Origin of the sequence: Staphylococcus pasteuri, from assembly GCF_030547725.1 — a bacterium.
Lineage (GTDB): Bacteria > Bacillota > Bacilli > Staphylococcales > Staphylococcaceae > Staphylococcus > Staphylococcus pasteuri.
In genome coordinates this window covers 1-379 of record NZ_JAUOQO010000065.1, presented here as the reverse complement: position 1 = coordinate 379, position 379 = coordinate 1, and the positions used below count along the sequence as shown (strand labels likewise).

Annotated in this window: 1 protein-coding gene; it reads right to left on the bottom strand. The window is 39.6% G+C overall.

All coding sequences use genetic code 11. The features are described 5' to 3' along the window. Positions 1-379: hypothetical protein (locus Q4528_RS12810; protein ID WP_303521856.1), on the bottom strand; the 379-nt coding region annotated here is incomplete at both ends.

Below are 379 nucleotides of genomic sequence, written 5' to 3'. Positions count from 1 at the left end.
ATTTAATCGTTCACTGATCTTATGGCACGCCTCTTCTGCAGAACTAAAGCGGTTCCCCTTAAAATCAAGAAAGACAACACTTGAACCATCTAATCGACAAATAGCCCAATAAAGCCCATCATCAAATCTCAGGTTTATGGCATACTCTCGGATTTTTGACACATCAAGAGCCGGCCAATCAACATTTATCAAGGTATTTTTCAATAACGCTAAACGCCTAGTAAAGCTAAAAGGCGTACGTAAAGACATTTTACTACCACCGCCCGCAGCAAAAACAGGATAATCCCGCTTAACAGAGAAAGGTCTGGACTTGTCATAGTCAAAATACTTATAAAAAGAGGTCTCTATTTCAGTTGGAGTAAGTTTTTCAGTTAAGCCC